Raw genomic sequence first — 23,503 nt, 5'->3', positions numbered from 1 at the left:
AGGCACGGACGAGCGTCATTCAGCAGCCTCCGCCTCGCGCCTGGCAGCACGGCGCTCTTCAAGAGTGGGGTGCAGATCGTTGTGCCGTTCGGACCCATCGGGGTTCTTCCCACGATCTCTCCTCCAGTGAACGTTGACCTTCGACCGGAGCAGATCAGCAGTTACGAACGGTCGGATGTTGAGGCGGACGCCATCGTCGCGGTCGGGCTCCCACCCGATCGGCTGCTCGGCCATGCGCTTCCACCGCACGTAAATGTCGTACGGCGGTGCCCCTTCGAGAATGAGCTTGAGCCTGTGCTGGAGGGCCTCAGCAGCGGCGAGACGCGCATCGGCCCCGGCACGCTCGGCGCGGGCCTCGTGCTTTTGTCGATCGATCCACGCACCGAGAGAAGTGAAGGTCAGCTTCTCTAACGTGCGCCGATTGAGCTTGTGAAAATTGACGATCGCCGAGAACCCGTCCTTGCGACCGTCCCAGATGTGCCACAGGAACGGTCGATTGTCGAACACTTTGACGTGCTGGACGAAGAACGAGTCGCGGAGCCAGTCTTCGAGCCGTCCGTTCTTGCCGCCCGCATCGGCCACCAGCCTTCTCTCAGTGGCCCCCGACCACTCCTCGCCGTACGCAACGCTGAGGACTTCGCGGAGTCGCGTGGAGAGGTCAGGCTCACCTGGGAGAGCCACCAATGCAGCTACGCCATCGCGGTCCACGAGGGAATCCAAGTCATCCTCTATCTGATCAGGCCATCCGTATCCGAGAAGTCGCGCCACTGCAACTTGCAGCGGATGGTCAGAACCGACCACTTTCCCGTGGAACGACCATTGCGTAGGGTCACCGGTAGCGTTCGCAATTACGGCGCCCGCGTCTTCAGCTACCTGCCGCCAGCGCTCACGATCGAACGGCACCCTGATGAGATAGCCCGGATTCACCACGACCTTCGAGTTCAAACGACGAACCGCCTGGACGTACTCAGAAGACTGCAAATATTGCCATACCGCACCCAAGTCGTCAGGGTTGATTGGGATTACTGGCGCCGAAGCGTCGTTGAACATCTCGCCATTGTACAGAGTGACTCGAAGGCTCGACTGACCCACGAGCACACCCCTCTTTCCGAGTACAGAGGGAGGGTTGAAGTTGTGTGCATTCGACGACTGGAGCCGGCCCCGCCCAGATTCCCAGCGGAGGAAATACTGCCGTCCAGTGCTGGCACCTGTTTTGGATGGCGCTGTAACGTAGCGCTCCCACACAGCGGGGTCCCCACTGGTTTCCCAGAAGCGCAATACGTACTGGGACGTGTCCATCGTCACCAGCCCTTGCCAGCTGGTGGCGTAGTTCGACAATAGGCTCTTCCCAAACGCGCTTGCGTCGAGAATCGAACCCGGGTTCTGCCGAACCTGGTCAAAGGCAGGCAGTTCAATCTTGGCGGCCCTTAGCGCTTCCGCCTTGGCTTCGACTGACGTCGCCTGGCGAGCATCGACAAACAACATCTCTCGAGGGCGACGCGTGGAGAGCAGCACTAATGCAGGCTGCACGACCTGACCAGTTATTGTCTGGAATGCACCTTTTCCAAGTGGGGCGACGGCGTTCCAACCGGCTTGGTCAAGTAGGTAGATGCGCAGTGAGTTGAAAGACTTTAGAAAGAGCCAGTTCATCGGCATGACGGCCGCGATGGTGCCGGCCCCTTCTGGGAGGTACCGCTCAAGCATTGCCGTGGCAAGTTCCGAGCTCGATCGTGGAAACCGGTCAGCGATGAACTGGGCCGCGGCCTCGTCCATCCGTTGCGTACCGAGATACGGGGGGTTAGTAGCGACCAGCGTGTAATTCCGACCAAGCAGGTCGGCCGCGTGCATGACGTCGTTGGCCGCATGACCGAGAACGGTCGTGTCTCGGTTCTCTTCTCTGAGTGCCGTCGCGAGTAGGCCACGCACTCGTTCCGCAGATACCCCGACGGTGAGATCACGCCCGAACAGTCCGTCTCCATTCTCTGCACGTCGCGGGTCGATAAGAGACCCTAAACCCTCAGCGTTCTGGAAGAGTGAGTGCAAGCCACGCATAGCTCGCCGAAGATCGTCATCGTCGCCCGCGAGCGACTCCCAGTCCTGACGAGCCGCGCGAACGGGTACACCGGAGCACGCGATTTGCGGAGCGGGGAGTTCGCGGAAACCGCCCTGCTTCCATGCCTCGAGGGCGACGTTGAAGGTCGCGAGCTGGGTGCAGCGTGGGTCGAGTTCGAGGCCGTGGAGGTTGTCGCGCAGGACCGCGTCCTGCGCCTCGGCCGGCGTGAGACTGTCCTCTTCAGCGCGCATGCGCCAGAGCATGCCGAACATGGCGACGAGGAAATGCCCGGAGCCGCAGCAGGGGTCCATCATCGTCACATCGCTGGCGCGATCGGGCCATTCACTAAATGTGCCCGCGGCCGGCGTGCCGTCCTCATTGACACGCAGGTACTCCCAGCCGTCACGGAGCGACGAGTCAGGGTGGCGGGCAACCCACCACGCTCCAAGTGAGTTCTCCAGTAAGAACCGCACCATGTAGTTCTCAGTGAACAATTGCGTGACGGGCGAGAGGTCGGCCCCGCCAATCTTCACGCCCGAGTCGTTGACACGCTTCTTCTCGGCCGTCTGCCAGAACTGATACACCCAACCCAGCGCGTCCTCAGTCGTGAAGACCTCGCTGGGTATTTCCAGGAGAAGGCGCTCCAAGGCGTTGCGGTGTTCGGCTGCGAATCGCACCTGCACCGCGGGATCGGTCAGGCGGAACACGCCGGGCAGAATCTCCGACGCGAACCGTCCAGCAACAGCCCAAGCGTCCGGCTCGCCAAGGTCGGAAGCGAGATCGCCGCAGTCCTCCATGGAGAGCGGGATGTCGCGGTACTGCGGGTGCCGCAAGAGGTCGTTAACCTCCAAAAACCGGGCGAACAGCAACCGATGCCACTGCTCGTAGGCCACGTCATGAATGAGGTTGGTGAGCGGCACGCCCGTTCGTGACGTGTCGTCGCCGAGCTGCCGCGCCTTGTCGCGCAACGCGAGGCGCAACTTGTTCTGTTCGTCATTCAGGTAGCCCGGACGGCTCGGCTCTGCGACAGCGAGGGCGCGGAGGGCATCCTCGGCCGCACGCTGCGCCGCCGCGCGCGCACGCTGAGTCTGGGTGTCGAGGAACCGCCGCTGATCGGAGTTCAGGACCGTGGTCGGTGCCGTCGCCATGGTCAACCCCTCACCACGATGGTGTCGTTGCCGCTGCTCAAGGCGTCGAGGAGCTGAGTTCGCAGAGCGTCGATGTAGCTCTCGACCTCGTCCGCACGGCTCAAGCTCGCCGTCGGGACCCTCACCGTGGTCGTCTTTGCAGCAGGCGTCGTGAGCTGAATGGCCGCCTCCAACACCCGAGAGGCTCGCTGCGGGATGGCATCGAGCTCGGCAGTCCATCCCTGGAGCGGCCGGGTCTGAACAGCCTTCAGAACGGCCGACGGATCGGCGAGGTCGGGCTCGGACTCGGCACCGAGGCGGTGTTCCGTCAGGAGCGCCTCGCGCTGCGCCTCGTCGAGAGCCATCCATGCGGGCTGCTGTTCGAGGCTTGCGGTAGCCGCCGCGCGGGCATCGCGCAATGCAACTGCCGAGCGGTGGATAGCATCTCTGAGTGCGCTGGCGAGGTCCTTGACGATCGGGGCGACAGGGTCGGCGTCGGCGAGGAGGTCGCGGCTTACGGCCAGCGTCTCAAGCCGGTCGCGGGCCGCCGACGCGGGCTCCAGCTCCGCGGCTGACGTTGCGAGCGAACGTGCCAGATCAAGCGACGACGTCCGCATCTTGAGCCGCCGTTCCAGGTCCCCGAGCTGGTCGTTGAAGTTCGTGAGCTCACTCTTCGCGGCCAGCAGGGCGTGCACGCGGTCGTTGCCAGACGTGCTCACGATCACCTGGATGCCGCTCGGCACGGTGATGTCCGCGAGCGGGGCAGGTCCACTCACGCCCTTCGCGCGGTCGACAAGCGACTTCACCGCCTGTTCGGCGGCCGAAGCAAGTCCGTCGTTGTCGGTCGGGAACCCAAGGCTGCTCAGCAGTTGCCGTGCCTGAATCTTTTCGGCGGGCTTGAGGACGGTGACCTCGCGGCGGAGCTGCACGTTGCCGAGGCGAGTCTGCTTGAGCACGTCGGCCGTCGTCGCGTCGCTGCCGTTGAGCGTCGCTCGGATGACCCCGGTGTCGAGGAGCACCCCGAGCGAAGCCATTAGCGCGTCCCGCGGCCAGCCGAGCGGCGGCGAGGTGACGGCCTTCTCAACCTCGCTCGCGGGTGTGCCAGCCGGGCCGACATAGCCGAGCACCTGCTTGACGACACGGTGCTGCTCGGGGTCGGCGTCGTGTTGAACCGCCTTGAGGGCGTCGACCGCCGATCCGCTTCTTACACGTGCGATTACCTGGGGCCAGCGGTCGTCGTCAGCGTCAGAGAACCGCGAGAACAGGCGAGTAGCGGCGTCCTGGGCTCCGAGTTCAATGCGCTCGCGCAGAGTGACCCCGTTCGGAGGGGTACCCCCGCCGAGGAGCACGCTGGCCTTGGAGATCACGTCACGGACGTGGGCGTTAACCTGCTCCGTCGCACGGTTGAGGCGGGTCTGCATTGCGCTTCGGGCCTGCTTGCCCTCGTCGTCCTGGGGGATTCCTTGCTGGTCCATCACTCGCTGTGCGGCGATCTTGTTGCGGACCGCTGCGGCGAACGCCGGGGCCTGAAGGCGAGGCAGGTGGACGAGGACGATCGGCGAGTCGACGCCGAGGCTGCGGGCGGCCTCGGTGAACTGCTTCGCCGTGATCCCTTCGTCCCACTCGGAACGGAGCCACACCGGGATCGCGTCAGAGTCGGGCGGGAGTGAGGCGTCAGCGTGGAGAGAGAGTTTGCGCGACTCCTTCGCACGACCCTGCTGGATACTCACGGGCAGGGCTCGGCGGATCTCTCCCAGCAGCAGCGAGTCGCGCTCGATGCTCATCTCGCTGTCGGTCACCTGCGCATGGTGCCTGCGGAACGCCTCGTCCCACTCGCGGCCCGCCTTGGTCTGCAGACGGAATTCCTCGCCGTCTTGCTGAACGACGCCCTCCTCGGCGAGTGCTTCGAGCACGGCGGGCACCTGCTGCCGCAGCCGGTCGCCATCATGGTCGAGATTCTCGACGAGCAGGTCGACGAGGTGGTCCGCAGTCGCCCGCACGCCGATGTCGCCGTGGCCAGATGTCGGGAGCAAACCGATGAGATGGATGAGGCCGAGGATGCGGCCGCGCAGGGAGTCCTTCTCCCCCTGCTCATGGATCAGCGTCTGCGTCTCTTTGAGGAGCAGGCCAGCGCCGTTGAGGTCCTCGTTCTTCTGGGAGTAGAGGAAGTCCGCCCCGACCACGGTCCCCACAGCGTTCGGCGCGACCTTGCGGTTGGCTTCGTGCACGATGCGGAGCTGGGAGCGCAACTGACCGGCACGGCCGGCGTCGGCCTGACGGAGCACGCTCTCCCAGAACCGACGCCGCACCGGAAGCAGCGGGTAGTCTTCGGCGAGATTCTTGTCGTCGGCCGCGGTGTGCTGGATCTTGCTTCCGATGAGCTGCCGGGAAATCTGCCCCGCGACCGAGGACAAGGTGCTGTCGAGACCGGGCTTCTTTGCAGGCTCCTTGCTCAAGAGCACACGCCGAACGACGGCGTCGACGTCCTGGTTCTTGAGAACAACCTTGACGGTGAAGCGATCCTGGATCTTCTGGAGGGTCGAATCGGCAGTCAGCTCTTGCTGGCCGGTGGCCACGAGCAACACACGGCCGTTCAGTTCCCGCGACACTGACTCGACAAGGTTCTGCACCTCCATCGCCCGCCCGTCGTCGCCGCTGATGTACTGCTGCACCTATCGAGGACGATCAGCGACGGCGGAACCTGGCCATCACCGACATACTCCAGAATCTTCTTGAGCAACACGATCGTCTCGTCCGTGGAGAACGAACGCGTGTCCGGCGGGAACTGGCTGCGGAGCGCGGCACGCACATCCCTGGCCGATGCGGCGAAGTCAGGCTCGGAGGCGAGAACCGCGTTGGCGAGAAGCTTGCTGAGGTTGTACTCGCCCAGCTCTTCGACAAGGTCACCACCGTTGGAGGTGATGTGGTCACGGACGGCGTCAAGGTGTCCGTTGTCCGCTAGCCACAGAGCCACTTGGGCGGGCGCGACGCGGGTGGGCAGTCCCGCCGCCCCAAGGATGATGGAGAGGAACACCGAGTTGAGGGTGTCACCGCTACGGTCAAGCGCACCCGCAGCCGCCCACGGCGCGGCACCGTCCCGACGGCCGAGCGTCGTCAGTTCCGTGAGCTGGTCCTGGATGCCCTGCGGGACATTCGTCAAACCCCTTGCGGTTGCCCCGTTCGGGAACTTGGTGTCGGCCCACAGGTGCTGGAGAACGCGGACCAGGTGGGACTTCCCGCTGCCGTAGAAGCCCGAGACCCACACGGCAGGCTGCGTCGTGCGGTTGCGGTGCCCGATGTAGGAGTCGAGAATGCGCTGGAGGCCGTGCTCGTACTCGCCCTCACAAACGAAGCTCTCCAGTTCGTACTTGAGGACATCCCACTGGTTGGAATCTTCAGGCCGGTCGACATTGGTAACACCGTCGTTCGGGATCTCGAAGCTCAGCGGTGGCCGGACGAAAAGGTCGTTGTTGGTAGTCACGTAAGGTCCTTCTGCGGATCGAGGACACGAGCGCGGTAGTTGAACCCGTCACGCGCGTCGAGCAAGCGGAATGAATGAGTCTCCGGGTCGTGAAGCCCGGGGAAGAGCACGAGGAGGCGGCCCGTCACCGCGGAATCGACAGACTTGATCACGCTCGATGCCCGCAAGAACGGGAAGATCGAGCCGATGCCGACGAGCGCCACAACGGCATTCCCGGGAGCCGCGTTGAGCGCGTCACGAATGCGGGTGACCAGAGTCATCTCAAACTGGTCGAGGATCGACTGCGTGAGGTCGCTCGGCTCTTCGTAGAACGCCTCAGCGTGCCGGTGCGACGACAGCCAGCGACCGAAGTCGTCGGTGACGTCGACGATGACCCAGCCGCGAGCGGCCTGGGTGGTTGCCAACTCCATACTCGGGAGCGCGTGCCGGATCTGGCGTTCGAGGTCCGGCGGATAGACAAGCATCCAGACCCGCTCGCCGCCCGAGACGTTGTCCTTCCACGTCAAGGTCAACTCGGCCCTGTAGGCATCGACGAGATCAGAGACGCGGCTCATGCGCCACCACCGAGAGCTGGGAAGGTCACATCAACCACGTTGCCCGCGACGAGGAGGTCGAGGATGCCCTGGGTGTGCGCGTCGCGCAGCGCCTCCAAGGTGCGCCCGGGAGCGAGCCCCAAAATCTGCGACCACGGATTATCGAGGACGCCGAGGCCACGGCCCCCAGCGAGGTGCCCGAGGTACGCCGCATAGGCGATGACGGCCGGGCGGGCCTCCACCTCTGTGCGCACCTTCTTGGCGCGGCCCGCCAGATGGCCCGTCTGGGTCCAGCAGGCACCGGTGTTGCGGCCGGTCTTCCCGAGAGTCGACTCGGACATCTCGTCGCCGAACTGCGCCGCGACCGCTGCGGTGAGGTTCGCTGATGTCACGCTCGATCCCGCGGGAAGATCCGCGATCGCCGCGAAGGAAGCGCGGAGCACCTCGTCGCGGGTAAAGGCCAGCAACCCCGCAAGGAGGGGATGCGACACGGGGTCGATGTCCCAGTAATGCCGCATCGCGGTGAACTCCGGGCGGTTCGGGTCCAAGAAGTACAACTCGCGCAGGTGACGGAACGACCGCTGCCGACCGGTCTGCGTCGGGCGGCCAAGGACGTTGCCCTCGATTACCGCCTCGCTGTACTGCTCGGCGGACGCATCAGACGGCACCTCGCGCAGAAGCTCCACCAGATGGGGAATGCCGATCGTGTGGCTTGCGGTCGTCCGCAACGTGCCGAGGGTGAAGTCACCCCCAGTGATACGAGAACTCGTCATCTCTCGGTTGTTCACCTTCCATACACGCACATCGCGTCAAGCGTCCAGAGCGCTGAATTCTGACTCTGCTCTGAGATGGATTCCGTCGCGGGCCTCATTGCAGCAGGAGCATCCGACACTTGAGCTTCACGGAGCGGCTTCTCCCGCCGCGCCGCCTCGGCGCACCCATTCGTCGACCTCGCTGGCTTGGAACTTCCAGAGGCGCCCGACCTTGTGGGCTGGCATGGCCTTCTCGGCGATCCAGGTGTAGACGGTATCTTTAGTGACCCCGAGGTGGGCCGCGATGTCGTCTGCGGACAGCCACTGCTCAGCCACGTTGGTCCTTCCTCGGTCTGGCCCGGGCCGGGCCAGCACTGCCGACGATACAGGTGGACGTCGGCTTGAGTTGGGTTTAGCCGGGTGTGGCCGAGAGATGGGTGCCACGCGCGGCTGGCTGCCGGGGAGTCAACGTGAGGCAGGGCGCCTTGCTTGGCGATGACGGTGATCTGTCATCGACCTGGGTGGATCTCCTGCGAGGGTGTGCAGCGCCGGCAGCACCCCCAGACCGGGCGTTCGTCATACCTCGTCGTCGAGCTCAAGCAGTGGAGCGAGGCGAAGCGCTTCGAGGACAGCGACGTGCGGGTGCGGATCGGCGGCTACGGCTACCACCCGCTGGAGCAGGCGCCACGGTTGCTGCCACTACCTCACTAACTTCTTTCGTCACGTAGGCCGAGGACGAGCACGAGCTCGCCGGCACGGCATACCTGCACAACGCCACCAGCCTGGGCATCGCAGACCTGAGGGGCATGGCCGTCCCCGACACCCCGAGGCCGGCGCGGATGTTCAGCGGGCGGGACCGGGGTGAGTTCGTCGATTTCCTCAAGAGCCGTTTCGCCCCCGGGGTGCCCGGAGCGGGGTATGCGGACCGGCTGCTGAGCAGCCGCATCGCCCCCTCCAAGCAGCTGCTGGCACTGGCAGCGGACGAGGTGCAGCGGCGTGAGCAGTTCGTCCTGCTCGACGAGCAGCGCGACGCCTACGAGCTGGTGCTGCACGCGGTCGAGAAGGCGCGGCGGGGCACCACCAAGACGGCGATCGTCGTCAGCGGCGGACCGGGGAGCGGCAAGAGCGTCATCGCCCTGTCTGTGATGGGCGAGCTGTCCCGGCAGGGGCGCGCCGTCATGCATGCGACCGGCTCGCAGTCGTTCACCAAGACCCTGCGCAAGGTGGCTGCCGCGCGGGCGCCGCGGGTGCGCAAGATGTTAGCTACTTCAACAGTTGCATGGCGGCCGAGCCCAACGAGCTGGAGTGCCTCATCCTCGACGAGGCGCACCGCATCCGGGAGACGTCGGAGTCGCGCTACACCCGCAAGGAGCACCGGACGGGTCGCCCGCAGCTCGACGAGCTGCTCAGCGCCGCGCTGGTGCCGGTCTTCCTGCTCGATCAGAACCAGGTCGTGCGGCCCGGGGAGATGGGGACGGTCCAGGCGATCACGGAGTATGCCGAGTCGCTGGGCATGGACGTGCACGAGATCGATCTCGACGACCAGTTCCGCTGCGGTGGTTCGGCGCTGTATGTCGAGTGGGTCGAGCGGCTGCTGGGGCTGGCGCCCGGTGGCCCGATCCGGTGGGGCGGTGATCCTGCCTTCGAGGTGGGCGTCCTCGACTCCCCCGACGAGCTGGAGCACGTGCTGGCGCTGCGGCAGGAGGACGGCTACACGGCTCGTATGGCGGCCGGCTACTGCTGGCCGTGGTCGGACCCCGAGCCGGACGGAACGCTCGTGCAGGACGTGCGGATCGGGGACTGGTCACGGCCGTGGAACCTCAAGGGCGACCGCTCAGTCGGCGGCGCGCCGGCTGCCGCGCTGTGGGCGACGGACTGCGGGATTCGGGCAGGTGGGGTGCATCTACACGGCGCAGGGCTTCGAGTACGACCACGCGGGGATCATCCTCGGGCCCGACCTGGTGTGGCGTGACGGGGCGTGACGGGCCGTGCGGGAGGGAAACCGCGACCCGGTGCTGCGCAACCGCACGAAGGTGTCGGACCGCGACTTCGACCGGCTGGTGCGCAACGTCTACAAGGTGCTGCTGACGCGCGGGATGCGCAGCGCCTGGATCTACTCGACCGATCCGCAAACAAGGGACTTCCTCCGGAGCCTGCTCCGCAGGTAGCGGGCGGCCCAGCCGCCCATGACCACAACCACACACCGACGGATCGACAGGCTTCCAGTGAAGGACACGCCTCCCCCGTGATGAGCACGGAAGGCGCATGCCGTGGCGGCATGGCTGCTGACGATCAGCAAGGACTACCCCCAGCACTGGGAGTACGCGAAGGAGCACGGTCTCTGGGACCTGATCACCCCGCGCGGGATCAAGGCCGGTGACGTCGTCTACTACTGGCAGAGCGGGGCGTCGCTCCTCGGCAAGGTGCGTGCGCTCCGGGATGCCTATGAGATCGACGCGGAACAGGTCACTCCGGGGCCGTGGGACGACTGGCCTGGGGCCGAGGACAAGCCGTACGTCCAGCGATTCCCCCTCGAGGTCCTCGCCGGCGAGGCGGGCGAGCAGCCTCGCTGGCACGACGTCGCCGCAGCGACCGGCCTGAGCAAGAACCCCACGTTCGTCCGGAAGCTCAAGCCGGAGCAGCAGGCGATCCTGGACGACTACCTCGGTGGTGACCCGAATCCCCAGCGCTCACTGAACGACGCGCAACGGGAGAGGATCTTCGACAACATGGATGAGGATCTCCGTGTCCGCCGCGTACAGATGGTGGCACTTCGGCAGGGACAGCCGCGGTTCCGCGGAGCACTCCTGAGTGCCTACGAGGGACGGTGCGCGATCACCGGGACCGCAGTTGAGTCGGTGCTGGAGGCCGCCCACATCTGGCCGCACAAGGGCGAGCAGACCAACGAGGTCTGGAACGGCCTGCTCCTGCGCGCCGACCTCCATACCCTCTTCGACCTCTTCCTCCTGACCGTTGAGGCGGACAGCCTCCTGGTGCGTGTCTCCCCCGCGCTGCAGGGCACTGAGTATGAAGCCCTCGCCGGCACTGTCCTCACGGTACCGTCGACTCTGGACGAGCAGCCCGCCCGCGAAGCTCTGACCAAGCACAACGAGGACTGCGCTGATTGGCTGGGGCGATGAACGTCGAGCACTGGCAGGAGCAGCTGCGCACTTTCGCCGAGGAACGGGACTGGTTGCAGTTCCACACACCGAAGAACCTCGCCATGGCGCTGTCCGTCGAGGCCTCCGAGTTGCTGGAGATCTTTCAATGGCTGACGCCTGAGGAGTCGCTGCAGGTGATGTCCGGTGAGAGTGCAGACGCAGTCCGGGACGAGTTGGCCGACATCGCCATCTACCTTCTTCGACTCACTGACGTCCTCGGCGTGCAGCTTGACGATGAAGTGGCCAGGAAGTTTAGACGGAACAAAATGCGATTCCCGACCTCCGGGTAACAGACGGAGCTTCGCAGGCGTCAGGGGGCACTGTTGGGGTGGAGCGGGCGGGCGACGTGTGGTGTCATTGCGCGGCGCCCGCATCACGGGCCTGGCCGCAACTCGAGGAGCAGACTTGACCACGACGACCGCTACGAAAACGAAGACCTGTCCCGCCTGCATGCAGCAGGTGCCCGTGGGGAGCGACGGCAAACCCATGACGCACGACACCAAGGTGGGGGAACCCTGCCCCGGAGGTGCATCTTGGGCGTCATCTGCCCCCGCAGCCGGTCTTGTGGGCTGGGGTCTTGGTCTCGTGATGGGGGCGGCGATTCCTTTCGTAGTCGGCTTCAACACGATGCTGACCTCGACCATGTATTCCGACAGCGACGGCACCGGATGGTTCGTTCTGGCTGCGCTGATGGAGCTGGCGGGCGTCCTGGCGCTTTGCATCGGGCTCTACAGGCTGGTCAAGAAGGCCGACGTGGCCTTCCTCTTGGCACAGCGCCACCACGACAACTGGAAGACCCAGCAGGCCTCCGACGTCCTGACCACGTCGTCCGCCCCGGTCGCAGACGGTAAACCCACTCGCCGCAGTTGATAAGGGCACAGGCCGTCAAGCCTCCCAAATTCGGCCGCAGACTGGAGACGGTAGGAGGTCCCGGCCGCGGGTCGCGGTCGGGACCTCGGTCCCGCGAGTGACGACTGCATGCCGGTGAGGTGGAGTGGCCGCTGGGGACGGGACCGACGCCCCCGGCGTCCTAGCATGGGCCGGGTGACCAGGGGCGACGACGTGACGCCGGAACGGCGGAGCGGCGACGCCACCGGGACCGAGCCCGACCCGGCGCGCTGGCGGGTCCTGGCCGTCACCCTGGCCGTGGGCTTCATGTCGCTGCTGGACGTGACGATCGTCAACGTCGCGATCCCGTCGATGCGCTCGGGCCTGGACACCTCGGCCGCGACGATCCAGTGGGTCGTGTCGGGGTATGCCCTCAGCTTCGGCCTCGTGCTCGTCACCGGGGGCCGGCTCGGGGACGCCTGGGGCCGGCGTCGGCTCATGCTCGTCGGGCTGACCGGCTTCGTGCTGGCCAGCGCCGCCTGCGGGCTGGCGCCCTCGGTCGAGGTGCTGGTCGCGGCCCGGCTCGTCCAGGGCCTCTCCGCAGGGCTGCTCGCTCCCCAGAACACCGGGCTCATCCAGGAGCTGTTCAGCGGGGGCGAACGCGGCCGGGCCTTCGGGCTCTTCGGGCTCGTGGTGTCGGTGGCCTCCGCGATCGGGCCGGTGCTCGGCGGTGTGATCATCGCGCTCGCCGGCGAGGAGGGCGGCTGGCGCTGGATCTTCCTCGTCAACGTGCCCATCGGGGTGGTGCTCCTCGTGGCCATCGCCCGGCTGGTGCCGGACACCCGGGTCGAGGTCGGGGAATCCGACACCCGGCTGGACCCGGGCGGGGCGGTGCTGCTCGGGCTGGCCGTGCTGTGCCTGCTGCTGCCGGTCGTGGCGCTCGAGTCCGGCGCCACCGGCCTCCTGTGGCTGCTGCTCGGGGTGCCCGTTGCCGGCTGGGCCTTCATCGCGTGGGAGCGCCGGCTCACCCGCACCGGCGGCGCACCCCTGCTCGACATCGCCCTGCTGAGGCGGACCCCCGGCTACGGCAACGGCATCGTCGTCGGCGCGCTCTACTTCACCGGCTTCACCGGGGTGTTCCTCGTGCTGTCGGTCTACCTGCAGGACGGGCTGGGCTACTCCACCCTGGCCACCGGGCTGCTGCTCACGCCCTTCGCCGTCGGCTCGGCGGTGTCCTCGATGTGGGCCGGCCGGGCGGTGACCCGGATGGGGCGGTCGCTGGTGGTCCGGGCGCTGGGCGTCATGATGACCGGGCTCGTGCTGCTGGCCGTGCTCGCCGCCTGGGCCCAGGACCGGTCCTGGTTGTGGCTGGCCCTCGTGCTGCCCCTGCTGCTGGCGGGCCTCGGCGGCGGCGCGGTCGTCTCGCCCAACTTCACCCTCACCCTGGCCGAGGTGCCGCCCCGTATGGGCGGAGCCGCCGGCGGTGCGCTGCAGACCGGCCAGCGCGTGGGGGCCGCGATCGGCGCCGCAACCCTCATCACCGCATACCAGCTCGGGTCCGGGGACGGCGGCGACCCGGGGGCGGGGCTGCGGGCCGCGATCGGCACCGCGCTGGCGCTGCTGCTCCTGGCGCTGGCCGCGGCGGTGTGGGACGGCCGCCGTCGGGCGGCCGCGGCGGGGGCACCAACGGACCGGTGACCCGCGGCCGGGCACAGCTCTCCTCAGCCGTCGTCCGCTCCGTCCCCGCAGCGCCGGCGCCTCCGCGGGCCGCGCGGCGAAGCTCGGTGCAGTCAACACTGGACAAGGAGTTGTTAAACAGTTGGTCTGGGGGAAACCACGTCTGGACAGGTCGGGTAAAGCCTTGTCCAAGACTCGCCAGTAACCCTTCCACCCGGCCCACGCCGCTCCCTACGGTCCGGCAATGGACACCACCGCAAGGACGCGACTGCACCGGACCACCTTCATCCTCACCTGCTCCTCCGCGCTCGTGGTCAGCCCGCTGGCTGCCACGGCCGGGACGACGCCCTCCCCCACCTACTCGCCGGCGGCCGCCAACGCCGCTGCGACCGCGAGCGCCACCGTCGAGGACGGCGTCACCCACGACGAGAACCCACGCGTGCCCGAGGGCGCGTCGTGGACCGAGCACTACTTCCCCTCCTCGGACGGCAGCGACGTCGAGCTGCACGCCGACGTGCTGCGTCCTGCCCACCTCCCGGCCGACGGCAAGACACCAGTGATCCTGTCGGTCGGTCCCTACTTCGCCCACGCCGGACAGACCGGCGATGACGGCTTCGAGCAGACCGGCCCGTCCGAGCGGTTCAACGACCTCATCGAGGGTGCCGACCTGATGGCCCGCGGCTACACCGTGGTCTATGTCGACCTGCGTGGCTTCGGCGGCTCGACCGGGTGCCTCGACTGGGGCGGCCCCGGCGAGCAGGCCGACGTGGTCGCCGCCGTCGAGTGGTCGGCGAGCCAGCCCTGGTCGACCGGCAAGGTCGGCCTCTACGGCAAGTCCTACGACGGCGTCACCGGGCTGGTCGGTGCCAACGAGGAGCCGGAGGGCCTTGCCGCCGTCGTCTCCCAGGAGCCGCTGTGGGACATGTACAACTACCTCTTCTCCAACGGCGTCCGCCGGCCCAACCACCTCGGCACCCCTTGGGCCTACAACTCGATCGCCAGCGTCCAGGGGATGGCGGACGACACCGACCGCTACAAGGCCAACGCCGCCTACGAGCAGACTCACCCCGAGTGCCTCACCGACAACCTGACCGACACCCAGGACCCGGACCCCGACTCCGAGTACTGGCAGGCCCGCGACCTGGCCGCCATGGCCGCCGGGTCGACGGTGCCGCTCTTCGTCACCCAGGGGTTCCTGGAGCCCAACACCAAGCCCGAGGACATGCAGCAGTACCTCGACAACCACCAGGGTGAGCAGCGCGGCTGGCTCGGCCCCTTCGAGCACGTGCGCGGCAACGACCGCGGTTCCGACGGGGTCCTGCGGATGGGCCGGGAGGGGTGGTTCGAGGAGGTCATGCGCTTCTACGACGAGCATCTCCTGGACGTCGAACCGTCCGTCGAGGATCCTGCATTCGTCATCCAGGACAACTTCGGCCAGTGGCGCGCCCAGGACACCTGGCCGGTGGTCACCACCACCCAGACGGTGCGCCTCGAGCCCGGCAGCTATGTCGACGACGGGGGCCAGGAGGCCGCCGGACGGGGTCCCGCCGACGACGGCGACTACGACATGGAGCACGGTCCGACCCTGCCGCCCCAGGCCCAGGGCCGGCCCGGCAAACCGCCCCGCGTCACCGACGACGGCAACGCTTCTACACCTGGTCACGCCCGATGAAGCACGACACGCGGATTACCGGCACGCCCCGGGCGGCCTTCGAGGCTGCCGGCACCGGCAACGTGCTGGTACGGACCTGGGACGTCGCCCCCGACGGCACGGCGGTGATGTTCGACGAGCAGATGTCGCTGGTGCAGGACGGCACGGTCGAGTTCGACCTCAAGGACACCGACTGGACCCTCAAGACCGGCCACCAGCTCGTCGTGGGCATCGGCACGAACACGACACGGTCGTGGCGCGACACCCCCTCCGGCGAGACGATCACGGTCTCCTCGCCCACCCTGTCGCTCCAGCTGCAGAACACCCGCAACGACGTGCCAACGCACGGCGACCGGGCGCCCTACCTCGACACCTACCTCCGCGCCTACACCGGCACGATGGAGGACCGGATGCGGGGCACCTTCAGCCTGTCCGTCAACCAGGGTCGCGGCTGATGAGCTCTTGAGGAGGTGTGCGGTGCACCCCGCCTCGGCGGGGTGCACCGCATACCCGCGTGTCGGTGCCGGACCGATCCATGGGCGCGTCCGCTGTTAGCGTCGTCGTTGCGTGCCCTTCCGAGCGCGCCGGTCGCAGGGGCCGTCAAACCACGCGGCGTGTCACGCCCACCGGATTGGGGATCTGATGAAGAACCGCTCGCTTCTCGTCGTCGGGGGACTTGTCCTGTCCCTCTCGCTCACCGCCTGCGGTGGCGGGGGCGACGAGGCCCAGGCCGCCGAGGCGATCTCGGCCTCGATGGTGGAGGAGACCGACGACGAGTTCGCCGTCGACCAGGATCAGGCCGACTGCGTGGGCGAGGGCATGGTCGATGAGATCGGCGTCGACCAGCTGCAGGACTACGGCATGCTCACCGACGACCTCGAGGTCGACGACACCGTGGGCGAGGTCACCATGTCGGAGGAGGACGCCGACGCCGCCGCCGAGGTCTTCGTCGGCTGCGTCGACGCGGCCGAGATGTTCACGGAGGAGATCGCGGCCGACGACGAGCTGACCGCCGAGCAGCAGGAGTGCATCGGCGAGGTGATGGACGAGGAGACCCTGACCGAGCTGTTCTCCATGATGTTCCAGGGCAAGGAGGACGAGGGCATGAACGACCTGGTCGGTCCGTTGATGGCCTGCATGTTCTGAGGGCGTTCCGCGTCCGGCACCAGAATGGGTGCGGCGTAGGTCAGGACTCCGTCCCAACGGGTATGCGGTGGTTGCTCACACCTTGGCGCCCGGCAGCCTGCCCGCCTGCTCGATCCACGACCGCAGCTGCTCCTCGTCGAGCTCGTCGTCCTCGTGGATGTCGAGGTAGCGCACGTCCTCGTGCTTGGACGCCTTCGGCGGCACCGGGTCGAGCGAGGTGCCCTGCCAGAACTGCACTTGGACGTACTTCGTGTAGCAGCGGAAGGACAGGAACCAGCGGTCCTCGTGGGCGCCGTAGAACGGCTGGTTCCACTTCACCGCCTTGCGCACGTCGGGGACGGTGCTCGTGACCAGCTCGTCCAGCCGCCGGCCGACGCCGCTCTTCCAGCCGGGCATGGCCGCGATGTATGCCTGCACCGGTCCGTCGCCATCCCCCTTGGGGATCTGCGGGTTGCCGCCCGAGAGCAGCCTGGGGCCTGCGTCGTCCGTCGCCGGGCTCATCACGATCCTCCATCCTGTGTGACGTCGTCGAGCAGGAGCTCCTCCAGCCGCGTCCGCACCAGGAGCACGAGCCGGGAGAGGTCGAGCACGTAGTCGGCCCGCTCGTCCTCGGGGACACCGATGCTGGGCTCCGCCAGCGGATCCGCGTCGCCGGCGAGTCTGCGGAGCCGTCGTGCCTCATCGTCGTCGACGCTCAAGAGGCGGGCGTCCTGGTCGAGGACGGCCGCCAGGTGACGCAGCTCGTCGAGCTGACGTCCGGACACCCGTCCCATGAGGTCGGCCAGCGCGCCGACCCAGGCGTGGTCGCCCTCCGGCCAGTCCTCGACCAGGTCCGTGACCCGCTCGAAGAGGGCGTAGTGCGCCGCCCACGGGCCCGGCCAGATCTCCTCGTGCTCGTCGAAGGGACGCGCGGCCGCCTGAGCGGCCAGCCGGCGGGCCCTGTCCTCATCCCCGCGGGCCAGTGCCTCGACCGTCTTGTGGACGAGGTTCGCGGCCGCGGCCATCCCGGCCAGTGAGGCGTCCTGCTCCGCCGACGGCCCACCGCCGCGCACCGTGCCCGACCAGAAGCTGCTCCTTGCCATGGGACCAGTCTGCCGTGCCGTCGGCAGCGGGGCAGCCCGTCGAGCAGCGCTGCACCGTCTCACCCCTAGGGAGGTGATGCGGGCGGACGGTTCGGTGCGATGGTGGACGATCACCCAGACCGAGGAGGTCTGTCATGTCCGACCAGCCCGAGCCGGTTGCCGCCCTGTGGGAGTGGCAGTTCCAGGGCCTGTGCCGCACCACCAACCCCGACATCTTCTTCCACCCCGAGGGCGAGCGCGGCCCGTCGCGCCGCCGCCGGGAGGCCCGTGCCAAGGCCATCTGCGCGCAGTGCCCCGTCCTGCGCGAGTGCCGCGAGCACGCGCTGGCGGTCCACGAGCCCTACGGGGTCTGGGGCGGGATGACCGAGGAGGAGCGGGAAGAGGTCTACCGCCGCAGCGCCCGGCCCCGCACGGCCTGACGCGTCCACTTCGCCACACGCTCGACGTCGATCGCGAGCGACGGGAGACGCGTGTGAATGGTGCCGCTCGGGTCAGCGGCAGGGGGGCAGTATCGTCCGCGGCATGACGCCAGGACGACGGTTCTCCCGCGACGAGTTCCACGCCAATGTGGCCGGGTTCGACCGTGCCGACCTGGTGAAGGTGCTCTGGACGCTCTACTGGCGGGGCTCAGCTCCGGTCCGCGAACGCATCGAGGACCTTCTCGAGCCCCAGGCCAAGGAGGCACGGGCCTCGGCCCGCCAGCAGCCACCCGATGCAGGACAGGTGCTGGCCCGCGTGACGGAGTTCGCCGCCCTGGCTCGCTCAGGGGCCTATCTGGCCGGCGATCGCAGGGTGTCCCGGCAGGAGAGGACGCGCTGGCGCACGACCTTCCGCGCGCTTGCGCAGGACAGCATCAGCGCACTCTCCGGCGGCGACGTGCACACTGCCGTCCGTGCGGTCAGGGTGCTGGTCGACCTCGCGTGCGAGACGAAGGAGTACGACTACTTCCGCTCGGAGGACCCGATGGAGGCAGCCCGTTTCGTCGTCTCCGACGCCGTGGCGGTGATGTGGGCGCGGCTCCGGGACACCCAGGGCGCAGGCCCCATGGTTGAGCAGGCCGTCAAGGACCTGGTGCGGTGGGAGCGGCGGTGGGGCTGGACGCGGCGAGGTGATGGCCGAGTGAGTGCGCAGGAGGTGTCGTTGGCGAGCACGCTGGCCGGTCTCCTCGTCGTGCCCGACCTGTGGACGCTGGCCGCGCGCGAGCATGCGGACGCCGTCGACGCGGTCCTGCGGAGGCGGGCGCGAGGTCGACAGGGGCGGAGCCGGACGGAGCTGGCCGAGGACCTGAGCGAGTGGCACTCCCTCCTCGGCACCCACCTGACCGGGTCGCAGCACGACGAGCTCCTCGACCGGTTGTCCGCGCACCCCGCACTCGCCGAGGCAGTCAGGAACGGGTGAACTGCGTCCTCGACGCAGGCGACGTTCGGGGGCGGTATGTCGGACCCGCCTGGGACGCTGGCACGACAGACGAGAGGTGGTCGGGATGGTCAAGGGTGGGCGACGGCAGCGGTCGGTCAGCGAGGACGAGATGGTCCTCGCCGACCTGGAGGGGGCGGAGGTGGCGAGCGCGACGGTGAGCTACGCCCGTGAGCGGCGCCGCCGCCAGGGGCGCGAGCGCTGGGGGCAGCTCCAGCGCATCGCCGAGGTCTACGGGCTGGGCGAGCCGGACGCGTTCGACGACGTCCGCCTGCGCGTCCTGCACGAGGTGGTCGCCTACGTCGACGAGCACGTATGGCGTGACGCCATCGACGACGTCCGCCGCCACATCCTCGAGGACGACGACGGCGACGGCTGGTTCCCGGACGTGGCGGAGCGGAGGCGGGCCGGGATGCCCGTCGAGCGCCCCGTGGGCATCGACGACGACCCCGCTCGCTCCCTCGCTGCCCGCGAGGACGCACTCTTCCAGCCGCCCCGCCACGCGATCAGCGACATGACGATGACGCAGAACGACGCGGTGACCCGGGCCCGATCCCACCTCGAGGACGAGGGGTCGAGCATGGTCGTCGACGAGGAGTCCATCTGCCCCAACCCCTACCTCGACCTGTGGCTCGTCGACTACGCCGACCCCGAGCACCCCGGCGAACCCCTCGACGGTGGCGGCTCGATCATCGTGCTCGCCGACGGCCGGACCTACCAGCTGGGTGGTGGCCCTGGGCACCCACGCGAGCTCCTCGGCGCGGTCCTGCCACCGGACGACGAGTGGGAGTGAGACCGGTGCAGGACCTGCCGTCTCACCCACTCCCCGGCAGCACCTCGGTGACCGCTCCCCCGTCGACGTCCCACCGGCGGGTCAGCCGCACGGTCTCCAGCATCCGCCGGTCATGCGTGACCAGCAGCAGCGTCCCGTCGAAGGCCTCCAACGCCTGCTCCAGCTGCTCGATCGCCGGCAGGTCCAGGTGGTTCGTCGGCTCGTCGAGGACGAGCAGGTTGACCCCGCGCGCCTGCAGCAGCGCCAGCGCAGCCCGGGTCCGCTCCCCCGGCGACAGCGTCGACGCCGGCCGCCCGACATGCCCGCCGACCAGGCCGAACTTCGCCAGCAGCGTCCTCCGGTCGGCATCGGTCCACTCCGGCAGCTCCAGGGCGAAGACCCGGGCCAGCGGCACGTCCACCGCGTCCAGCAGCCGCCGCGCCTGGTCCACCTCCCCCACGACGACGCGCGAGCCCAGCGACACCGCGCCCTCGTCCGGCTCCACCTGCCCCAGCAGCAGCGCCAGCAGGGTCGTCTTGCCCGACCCGTTCGGCCCGGTGATCGCCACCCGGTCGCCCAGGTCGAGCTGCAGGTCCACCGGGCCGAGGGTGTACGCCCCCGCCGGCCCCGACCGGCGCACCACCGCCCCGCGCGCGACCGCGACGACGTCGCCCGACCGGGGCGCCTGCGCGATCGAGAACTGCAGCTGCCACTCCTTGCGCGGCTCCTCCACCACGTCCAGCCGCTCGATCATCCGCTGCGTCTGGCGGGCCTTGGCCGCCTGCTTCTCGGAGGTCGCCTGCTGGTGGAACCGGATGTTCTTGTCCTTCTCCTTGCGCCGCGCCAATTTGCTGTTGGCGGCCCGCACCCCCTTGTCCATCCACTCGCGCTGCATCCGGGCGCGCGCCTCCAGGGTCCGCCGGCGGGCGGCATACTCCTCGAAGGCCTCCCGCGCGTGCCGGCGCGTGATCGACCGCTCCTCCAGGTAGGCGTCGTAGCCGCCCCCGTAGGCCACCACCCGCCGCAGGCTGCGGTCGATCTCCACCACCGTCGTCACCGTCGCCGACAGGAACGCGCGGTCGTGGCTGACGAGCACGACGGGCGCCTCCAGCCCCTGCACGAACTCCTCCAGCAGGTCCAGGCCCGCGGCGTCGAGGTCGTTGGTCGGCTCGTCGAGCAGGTAGCCGTCGTAGCGCGACAGCAGCAGCCCCGCCAGCCCCACCCGCGCCGCCTGCCCGCCGGAGAGGGTGCGCACCTCGCGGTCCAGGTCGACCGCCAGGCCCAGCCGCGCGGCGACCACCTCGGCCCGCTCGTCGAGGTCCGCGCCGCCGAGCGCGAGCCAGGCCTCCAGGGCGGAGGAGTATGCCGTCGCGCCCGCCTCGTCCTCGGGCCGCTGCGCCAGCCGCTGCGCGGCGGCGTCCATCTCCGCCTCGGCGGCGGCGACCCCGGTGCGGCGGGCCAGCGACTGCCGGACCGTCTCGCCGGGCAGCGCGTCGGGCTCCTGGGTGAGCAGGCCCAGGTGCGCGGTCCGGGGCGACACGGTCACCGTGCCGGCCTCCGGCGCACGACGCCCGGCCAGCACGTGCAGCAGCGTGGACTTGCCGGCGCCGTTGGGGCCGACCAGCCCGACGACGTCGCCCGGGGCGACGACGAGGTCGAGGCCGGAGAAGAGGAGGGCGGCCCCGTGGCCGACGGCCACGTCCCGGGCCTGGATGGTCGCGGTCACCGGCCCATCCTCCCAGCAGCGGACGAGGGGTTCCCACTACGATGGGACGTAGACGGTCTGGGTCGGCCCGTCGTCTCCACTCCCGGTCGTGACGGGTCCCCAGGAGAGGAGAGACCATGTCGTACTCGAAGATCCTGGTGCCGGTCGTCCCCGGTCACGGCGACGAGGCCGGACAGGCCATGGAGGTCGCGAAGTCGCTCAGGTCCCCGGACGGCGCCATCACCGTCGTCACCGTCCTCGAGGAGCTGCCCCGCTACCTGGGCGCGGACGTCTTCGCCCTGGAGCCGGCGATCGAGGAGAGCCAGCAGACGGCGGTGCAGGCGATCGTCGACGAGTTCGGCGGCACGGACGTCGAGGTCGTCACCCTCAACGGGCACCCGGCCCACAGCATCGTCGAGCTGGCCCGGACCGAGGGGTTCGACTGCATCGTCATCCCGTCGGCCCAGCCGGGGTGGGAGCACTTCCTCCTCGGCTCGACCGCCTCGGGCGTCGTGCGGCACGCCCGCTGCTCGGTGCACGTGGTGCGGACGCCGGAGGTCGCCGGCGACTGAGGCCGGCACCCAGGTTCCTTCCCGCACGACCTGCAGCGGAAACCGGCTCCTGCAGCGGGTAGGAACCCGCCGCAGGAGCCGGAAGCCGCTCTGAGTTGCAGCAGGACCGACCTACCATCGGACGGTGAGCACGACGACGACCGCGGCCTCCCCGCGGGGGGCGCGACGGCATACCCTCAGCGCCGCCGAGCGTCGCAGCATGGTCCTGGCCTCCCTGGCCGTCCTCGCGCTGCACGTCCTCGGGTGGGGCAGCCTCTTCCTGCTCGTCGGGCCGGCACAGCTCGAGCTGGGCGGCGCGCAGGGGCAGGTCTTCGGGGTCGCGGTCGGCATCACCGCGTTCACCCTTGGCGCCCGGCACGCCTTCGACGCCGACCACATCGCGGCGATCGACAACACCACGCGACGCCTGGTCGCGGAGGGGCGGCCGGCGACGAACGTGGGCTTCTGGTTCTCCCTGGGCCACTCCACCGTCGTCGTCGCGCTGGCCGCGCTCGTCGCCGCCGGCCTGTCCACCCTCGTGCGCGACGCCACCAGCGCCGAGTCGACGTGGAACCGGTTCACCAGCGTGTGGGGCCCGCTGGTCGCGGGGATCTTCCTACTGGTCATCGCCGCCGTCAACGTCGTCTCGCTGCGCGCCTCCGGCGGCCACGGCCCGGCCGGCCCGGTCACCAGGGTGCTGGACCGGATCGGCACCCGCATCCGCACGCCCCGGCAGATGTATGTCGTGGGCCTGCTCTTCGGCCTCGGGTTCGACACCGCCACCGAGGTCAGCCTGCTCATCCTGGCCGGCTCGGCCGGGGTGGCCCAGCTGCCGTGGTGGGCGGTCATGACGCTGCCGGTGCTCTTCGCGGCCGGCATGTCGACCTTCGACCTGCTCGAGGGGTGGGTGGCCCGGCTGGCCTACGGGCGGGCGGCCGACCAGCCCGACCGGCTGCGACGCTACAACGTCGGGGTCACCCTCGTGTCCGTGGTCGTCGCCGGGGTGGTCGGCCTGGTGTCGCTCTCCGGTGCCCTGGCCACCTGGGGCGGCTGGCCGGACCCGCTGGCGTGGACGACGACGCTGGCGACCGACTACTGGGGCTGGGGCCTGGCCGCGATCCTGCTGGTGGCGCTGGTGTGGCTGACGGTGGCCCGGCGGTCGGCCGGACGCGGCAGCCATCACCCGGCAGTGGGACCGATCAGCTCGTAGACGGTGCCGTCGGGGCCGCGGTAGTGCGCCCAGACGCGGTCCCCGTCCCGCTGGGTGTCCCAGAGGAACTCCACCCCCTCGGCCTCCATGCGGCGCCGGGCCCCCTCGACGTCGTCCACGACGAGGCCGACGCACGGCCGCTCGCCGAACGCGAGGTGATCGACGTCCTCGGGCCCGTAGACGTGCAGCTCGGTGCCGTCGCCTAGGCGGAACCAGACCAGCCGGTCGGGCTCGTCGCGGAGGACCTCCAGCCCGAGCGTGTCGCGGTAGAGCGCGACCGTGGCCCGGAACCTCTCCCGGTCCTCGATCCGCACCCCCAGGAACCCCAGTCCCTGCACGCCGTCGGTGGTCATCGGAC

At 68.8% G+C, this 23,503-nt stretch carries 23 protein-coding genes and 3 pseudogenes; 16 read left to right on the top strand and 10 right to left on the bottom strand.

The features are described from left to right. Window positions 1-15: 15 nt before the first annotated feature. The 6 genes from BJF81_RS12340 to BJF81_RS12315 all read right to left on the bottom strand — a co-directional run bounded on the left by BJF81_RS12340 (window position 16) and on the right by BJF81_RS12315 (window position 8,282). Complete coding sequence (locus tag BJF81_RS12340) at window positions 16-3,207, bottom strand: N-6 DNA methylase (protein WP_143780830.1); 3,192 nt, start codon at window positions 3,205-3,207, stop codon at window positions 16-18. Then, the gene (gene brxC / locus BJF81_RS12335) at window positions 3,204-5,852 is read right to left on the bottom strand and encodes a BREX system P-loop protein BrxC (RefSeq protein ID WP_075958589.1); all 2,649 of its coding nucleotides are present in this window, start codon (window positions 5,850-5,852) and stop codon (window positions 3,204-3,206) included. Before brxC ends, BJF81_RS12340 begins: the two co-directional genes overlap by 4 nt. Then, a complete protein-coding gene (locus BJF81_RS12330; protein ID WP_075958588.1) occupies window positions 5,774-6,661 on the bottom strand; it encodes a hypothetical protein in 888 nt (295 codons plus the stop codon). The genes brxC and BJF81_RS12330 overlap by 79 nt, the downstream gene beginning before the upstream one ends. Then, the gene (locus BJF81_RS12325; RefSeq protein WP_075958587.1) at window positions 6,658-7,215 is read right to left on the bottom strand and encodes a BREX protein BrxB domain-containing protein; all 558 of its coding nucleotides are present in this window, start codon (window positions 7,213-7,215) and stop codon (window positions 6,658-6,660) included. Before BJF81_RS12325 ends, BJF81_RS12330 begins: the two co-directional genes overlap by 4 nt. Continuing rightward, window positions 7,212-7,967: a hypothetical protein gene (locus tag BJF81_RS12320; RefSeq protein WP_075958586.1), complete on the bottom strand. Its 756-nt coding sequence runs from the start codon at window positions 7,965-7,967 to the stop codon at window positions 7,212-7,214. The genes BJF81_RS12325 and BJF81_RS12320 overlap by 4 nt, the downstream gene beginning before the upstream one ends. Before the next feature lie 126 nt (window positions 7,968-8,093). Beyond that, window positions 8,094-8,282 (bottom strand): helix-turn-helix domain-containing protein, encoded by a 189-nt coding sequence (locus BJF81_RS12315; protein WP_075958585.1) that lies wholly within the window; start codon window positions 8,280-8,282, stop codon window positions 8,094-8,096. Window positions 8,283-8,486: 204 nt separating this feature from the next. Here BJF81_RS12315 and BJF81_RS18680 point away from each other — a divergent pair, with 204 nt between their 5' ends. From BJF81_RS18680 to BJF81_RS12265, 11 genes and pseudogenes are all read left to right on the top strand, one after another. Further along, on the top strand, window positions 8,487-8,657 hold the full coding sequence (locus tag BJF81_RS18680) for a hypothetical protein (RefSeq protein WP_202817485.1): 171 nt from the start codon (window positions 8,487-8,489) through the stop codon (window positions 8,655-8,657). A 95-nt stretch (window positions 8,658-8,752) separates the two neighbouring features. Then, window positions 8,753-9,142 (top strand): annotated as a pseudogene (locus BJF81_RS21120) (ATP-binding protein); the annotation flags it as partial. A gap of 83 nt (window positions 9,143-9,225) precedes the next feature. Further along, window positions 9,226-9,918 (top strand): DNA/RNA helicase domain-containing protein, encoded by a 693-nt coding sequence (locus BJF81_RS19815; protein WP_075958583.1) that lies wholly within the window; start codon window positions 9,226-9,228, stop codon window positions 9,916-9,918. Further along, window positions 9,839-10,114: pseudogene (locus BJF81_RS20370) on the top strand (DNA/RNA helicase domain-containing protein). The gene BJF81_RS19815 and the pseudogene BJF81_RS20370 overlap by 80 nt, the downstream one beginning before the upstream one ends. Before the next feature lie 102 nt (window positions 10,115-10,216). Beyond that, a complete protein-coding gene (locus tag BJF81_RS12290; RefSeq protein WP_075958581.1) occupies window positions 10,217-11,086 on the top strand; it encodes an HNH endonuclease in 870 nt (289 codons plus the stop codon). After that, window positions 11,083-11,397 (top strand): nucleotide pyrophosphohydrolase, encoded by a 315-nt coding sequence (locus tag BJF81_RS12285; RefSeq protein ID WP_075958580.1) that lies wholly within the window; start codon window positions 11,083-11,085, stop codon window positions 11,395-11,397. The genes BJF81_RS12290 and BJF81_RS12285 overlap by 4 nt, the downstream gene beginning before the upstream one ends. A gap of 115 nt (window positions 11,398-11,512) precedes the next feature. Continuing rightward, the gene (locus tag BJF81_RS17610; protein WP_143780829.1) at window positions 11,513-11,977 is read left to right on the top strand and encodes a hypothetical protein; all 465 of its coding nucleotides are present in this window, start codon (window positions 11,513-11,515) and stop codon (window positions 11,975-11,977) included. A gap of 174 nt (window positions 11,978-12,151) precedes the next feature. Then, window positions 12,152-13,633 carry an MFS transporter gene (locus BJF81_RS12275; RefSeq protein ID WP_237770228.1) on the top strand — a complete coding sequence of 494 codons (1,482 nt, stop codon included), beginning with the start codon at window positions 12,152-12,154 and terminating at the stop codon, window positions 13,631-13,633. Window positions 13,634-13,856: 223 nt separating this feature from the next. Then, window positions 13,857-15,089 (top strand): annotated as a pseudogene (locus BJF81_RS12270) (CocE/NonD family hydrolase); the annotation flags it as partial. Then, window positions 15,050-15,718, top strand: coding sequence for a CocE/NonD family hydrolase (locus tag BJF81_RS20365; protein ID WP_269087333.1), 669 nt, complete (start codon window positions 15,050-15,052; stop codon window positions 15,716-15,718). The pseudogene BJF81_RS12270 and the gene BJF81_RS20365, both read left to right, overlap by 40 nt. A 187-nt stretch (window positions 15,719-15,905) precedes the next feature. Continuing rightward, the gene (locus BJF81_RS12265; protein WP_075958577.1) at window positions 15,906-16,409 is read left to right on the top strand and encodes a hypothetical protein; all 504 of its coding nucleotides are present in this window, start codon (window positions 15,906-15,908) and stop codon (window positions 16,407-16,409) included. Window positions 16,410-16,484: 75 nt separating this feature from the next. On the opposite strand, the gene BJF81_RS12260 is transcribed toward BJF81_RS12265, so the two are convergent. Continuing rightward, window positions 16,485-16,910 (bottom strand): DUF1801 domain-containing protein, encoded by a 426-nt coding sequence (locus tag BJF81_RS12260; RefSeq protein WP_075958576.1) that lies wholly within the window; start codon window positions 16,908-16,910, stop codon window positions 16,485-16,487. Continuing rightward, entirely contained in the window at window positions 16,910-17,491 is a 582-nt protein-coding gene (locus tag BJF81_RS12255; protein WP_143780828.1) for a hypothetical protein, read from the bottom strand. The genes BJF81_RS12260 and BJF81_RS12255 overlap by 1 nt, the downstream gene beginning before the upstream one ends. Before the next feature lie 134 nt (window positions 17,492-17,625). Between BJF81_RS12255 and BJF81_RS12250 the strand changes: the two genes are divergently transcribed. The 3 genes from BJF81_RS12250 (at window position 17,626) to BJF81_RS12240 (ending at window position 19,700) form a co-directional block, all read left to right on the top strand. Next, entirely contained in the window at window positions 17,626-17,910 is a 285-nt protein-coding gene (locus tag BJF81_RS12250; protein ID WP_075958574.1) for a WhiB family transcriptional regulator, read from the top strand. 103 nt (window positions 17,911-18,013) lie between these two features. Further along, a complete protein-coding gene (locus BJF81_RS12245; protein ID WP_143780827.1) occupies window positions 18,014-18,889 on the top strand; it encodes a hypothetical protein in 876 nt (291 codons plus the stop codon). Window positions 18,890-18,974: 85 nt separating this feature from the next. Continuing rightward, window positions 18,975-19,700 (top strand): hypothetical protein, encoded by a 726-nt coding sequence (locus BJF81_RS12240; RefSeq protein WP_143780826.1) that lies wholly within the window; start codon window positions 18,975-18,977, stop codon window positions 19,698-19,700. A gap of 22 nt (window positions 19,701-19,722) precedes the next feature. Here BJF81_RS12240 and BJF81_RS12235 read toward each other — a convergent pair whose 3' ends face one another. Next, window positions 19,723-21,405: an ABC-F family ATP-binding cassette domain-containing protein gene (locus BJF81_RS12235; RefSeq protein ID WP_075958571.1), complete on the bottom strand. Its 1,683-nt coding sequence runs from the start codon at window positions 21,403-21,405 to the stop codon at window positions 19,723-19,725. A gap of 116 nt (window positions 21,406-21,521) precedes the next feature. On the opposite strand from BJF81_RS12235, the gene BJF81_RS12230 reads away from it, so the two are divergent. Both BJF81_RS12230 and BJF81_RS12225 read left to right on the top strand, forming a co-directional pair. Then, window positions 21,522-21,956: a universal stress protein gene (locus tag BJF81_RS12230; RefSeq protein ID WP_075958570.1), complete on the top strand. Its 435-nt coding sequence runs from the start codon at window positions 21,522-21,524 to the stop codon at window positions 21,954-21,956. 124 nt (window positions 21,957-22,080) lie between these two features. After that, on the top strand, window positions 22,081-23,145 hold the full coding sequence (locus tag BJF81_RS12225; RefSeq protein ID WP_075958569.1) for a HoxN/HupN/NixA family nickel/cobalt transporter: 1,065 nt from the start codon (window positions 22,081-22,083) through the stop codon (window positions 23,143-23,145). Here the strand turns inward: BJF81_RS12225 and BJF81_RS12220 are convergent. Beyond that, the gene (locus BJF81_RS12220; RefSeq protein WP_075958568.1) at window positions 23,115-23,498 is read right to left on the bottom strand and encodes a VOC family protein; all 384 of its coding nucleotides are present in this window, start codon (window positions 23,496-23,498) and stop codon (window positions 23,115-23,117) included. The genes BJF81_RS12225 and BJF81_RS12220 overlap by 31 nt on opposite strands. Window positions 23,499-23,503 lie beyond the last annotated feature (5 nt).

It is taken from the genome of Ornithinimicrobium sp. CNJ-824 (genome assembly GCF_001942405.1).
In the GTDB taxonomy this organism is placed as follows: Bacteria; Actinomycetota; Actinomycetes; order Actinomycetales; family Dermatophilaceae; genus Ornithinicoccus; species Ornithinicoccus kibberensis.
The sequence above is the reverse complement of the archived record's forward strand: the minus strand, read 5'-3'. Positions and strand labels throughout refer to the sequence as shown.

Coding starts and splice junctions, on each gene's coding strand:
- BJF81_RS12325 (WP_075958587.1), bottom strand. CDS start 7,215: ATGAGCCGCGTCTCTGATCTCGTCGATGCCTACAGGGCCGAGTTGACC.
- BJF81_RS12320 (WP_075958586.1), bottom strand. CDS start 7,967: ATGACGAGTTCTCGTATCACTGGGGGTGACTTCACCCTCGGCACGTTG.
- BJF81_RS19815 (WP_075958583.1), top strand. CDS start 9,226: ATGGCGGCCGAGCCCAACGAGCTGGAGTGCCTCATCCTCGACGAGGCG.
- BJF81_RS12285 (WP_075958580.1), top strand. CDS start 11,083: ATGAACGTCGAGCACTGGCAGGAGCAGCTGCGCACTTTCGCCGAGGAA.
- BJF81_RS12265 (WP_075958577.1), top strand. CDS start 15,906: ATGAAGAACCGCTCGCTTCTCGTCGTCGGGGGACTTGTCCTGTCCCTC.
- BJF81_RS12260 (WP_075958576.1), bottom strand. CDS start 16,910: ATGAGCCCGGCGACGGACGACGCAGGCCCCAGGCTGCTCTCGGGCGGC.
- BJF81_RS12255 (WP_143780828.1), bottom strand. CDS start 17,491: ATGGCAAGGAGCAGCTTCTGGTCGGGCACGGTGCGCGGCGGTGGGCCG.
- BJF81_RS12250 (WP_075958574.1), top strand. CDS start 17,626: ATGTCCGACCAGCCCGAGCCGGTTGCCGCCCTGTGGGAGTGGCAGTTC.
- BJF81_RS12245 (WP_143780827.1), top strand. CDS start 18,014: ATGACGCCAGGACGACGGTTCTCCCGCGACGAGTTCCACGCCAATGTG.
- BJF81_RS12240 (WP_143780826.1), top strand. CDS start 18,975: ATGGTCAAGGGTGGGCGACGGCAGCGGTCGGTCAGCGAGGACGAGATG.
- BJF81_RS12230 (WP_075958570.1), top strand. CDS start 21,522: ATGTCGTACTCGAAGATCCTGGTGCCGGTCGTCCCCGGTCACGGCGAC.
- BJF81_RS12220 (WP_075958568.1), bottom strand. CDS start 23,498: ATGACCACCGACGGCGTGCAGGGACTGGGGTTCCTGGGGGTGCGGATC.